Consider the following 2,177-nt stretch of genomic DNA (forward strand, 5'->3'; position numbering starts at 1 on the left):
AACGGGACGTTGCCGATCGCAGCGTCGAAGGACCCATCGACGTCGCGCACCTTCTCGAAACCGATCGAGCGCACGTCGGCCTCCGGGTACAGCAGCTGAGCGACCTTCGCGGTGACCGGCTCGAGTTCGACCCCAACGAACGACGACGCGTCACGAACCGGCATCGGTGCGGTCCCGATGAACAGCCCCGTCCCGCACCCCGGCTCCAACACCCGGCCTCCGTGAAAGCCGGTGGCTTGCATCATGGACCACATTGCTGTGGTGATGGCAGGGTCGGTGAAGTGAGCGTTCAGTGTCGAACGTTTCGCCGCCGCCCAATCGTCGTCATCGAAGAACCTCGACAGACGCTCTCGCGCAGAATCCAGTGTCGTGTCGTCGGGTTCGAACAGCTTCGACGCGGCACCCCAGCCGGTCCACCCTGACAACACCGCACGATCGACATCGGTGATCGTCCGCCCGCTCGATTCGAGATCGTCAATCAGCTCGACGACTGCAACGTTGCGTGCAACGCGTTCGCTCAGTCCACGCGGTGCGAGCCGCGACGGATCGGGGCGGAACGCGGGATGATCGACACCGTGCCCATCCGTTCGTGCGTCAACTCCAACGCTGTCGGCTTCGGTGCCGTGCGGGGGAATTCGTCGTCCAGGCTCGACCAGAGGCCGTCCACTCCCAGCAACATGTCGATCACCGTTGTCTGCACCTCGGCTTCGCTCTCGGTGGCCGTCGACCAGAAGGTTGTCCGCTGAGGGACCCAAGAGCGCTCCGTCAATGCCGACGACATCATCTGCAACGCCTCGCTCGTCAACTGGCTCAGGATCTCGGTGGACCGCGGGTGTTCCTGCAGCCACCGGTGATGGATGGGGTCGTCGGCTTCCAACGTCTCGGTGATTGCTTCCCGCAGCGCCTTGCGCGACAGGTTCCACATCTTCGACATGATCATGTCCTTCGTCTGGTTCAGAGACATCGTTGCTCGAATCGAACAACGACATCTGTCCATCAGGTTGGGGGGAAGCCTCAGCCATCTTACGTCTCCGGGTCAGATTCCAAGGTCCATGCCGGGCCCGGCGTCAAGGGTCGGCACGGTCGAAGCCTCGACACCCGCAACAGCGGCGTGGTCGAACACGGTGGTCCATTCATCAGTGACCGACGCCCAGTCCGACAGGTCCATCCCCTGCGGGGGAACCACGTTCTCGATGTTGGTGACGCCGCGTTCGGCGAGGAGCCCGATCAGTTTCGTTGCGCCCTTCGCTCCCGACTCCGACACGTCGCAGTCGAAACAGACAGCGACCGCGACGTCGTTGTCGCGAACGAACCCGGCAATCGCATCGGCCACCCGACTGTCGGGGTACATCGACCCCAACACCGCGACCGACGCGAAGCCGGCCTGCGCTGCCATCAACGCATCCGGCGCGCCCTCAGCAACCACGAGCACACCGCGGCGCCCCTCGACCGAATCCGGTACCGACGTCCATGCAACACGAGGGTTCGCTGCCCACCGCCGCGACGGATTGTCGTACTTGTCGCGGCCCTCCGGCGGCTCCAAGAAACGCGCCTGAAAGTAGGCAACGCCACCGACACGGTCGAGGGCGGGGAACACCGCAGCCGGCCATCCTCCCGGCAGTCCTTTCGGACGCGGCAAGAACCGCCGGCCCGGATCGGCACCGACCTTGTTCACACGAAGCACGTCGTCGCCCAGACCCCGCTGATGCAACCAGTCATGCACCGACCGTCCAGAGCCCGACCACAGCAGCTTCTCGCAACGCGCCACGTAGTCGACGGCCTCTCGTGCGGGTTGGCCGACCGGACGCGATTCTGGCGCGGCACGCCGCGGGAGCACTTCGAGATGAGCGTGATTGTCGTTCAACCAGCGAATCGCTTCACCCACCGGCATCGATCGTGCCGACATGACCGCGTCGATCGCCGTGCCTGACTCGCCACCGGACCAGCACCGCCAACGCTGCGTCCCAGACGAATCAATCTGCACCTTCACCGAGGGCCGGATGTCTTCGTGCGAAGGCGACGGACAATGCCACTGCCGGCCACGCCCGTGGCCTTGACCAGGCGACAGTCCGTCGAGCACCGACACCAAGTCGACGCGCGCCAACAAGTCGTTACGGTCGATCTGGAACGCGCGGTCGCTCACTACTCGACTCGCAATCGCATCGGCAGAACCATCG

Annotated in this window: 3 protein-coding genes; all 3 read right to left on the minus strand. The window is 64.6% G+C overall.

Annotated elements, in window-relative coordinates; genetic code table 11:
- On the minus strand, positions 1-425 hold a 425-nt coding region (locus tag ACH2EI_RS02270), incomplete at its 3' end, for a hypothetical protein (RefSeq protein ID WP_395159023.1).
- Between the two features lie 92 nt (positions 426-517).
- On the minus strand, positions 518-964 hold the full coding sequence (locus tag ACH2EI_RS02275; protein WP_395159025.1) for a hypothetical protein: 447 nt from the start codon (positions 962-964) through the stop codon (positions 518-520).
- A gap of 72 nt (positions 965-1,036) precedes the next feature.
- Positions 1,037-2,177 (minus strand): toprim domain-containing protein (locus tag ACH2EI_RS02280; RefSeq protein ID WP_395159027.1); only part of this gene is annotated, 1,141 nt, incomplete at its 5' end.

Source organism: Ilumatobacter sp. (genome assembly GCF_041688325.1).
In the GTDB taxonomy this organism is placed as follows: Bacteria; Actinomycetota; Acidimicrobiia; order Acidimicrobiales; family Ilumatobacteraceae; genus Ilumatobacter_A.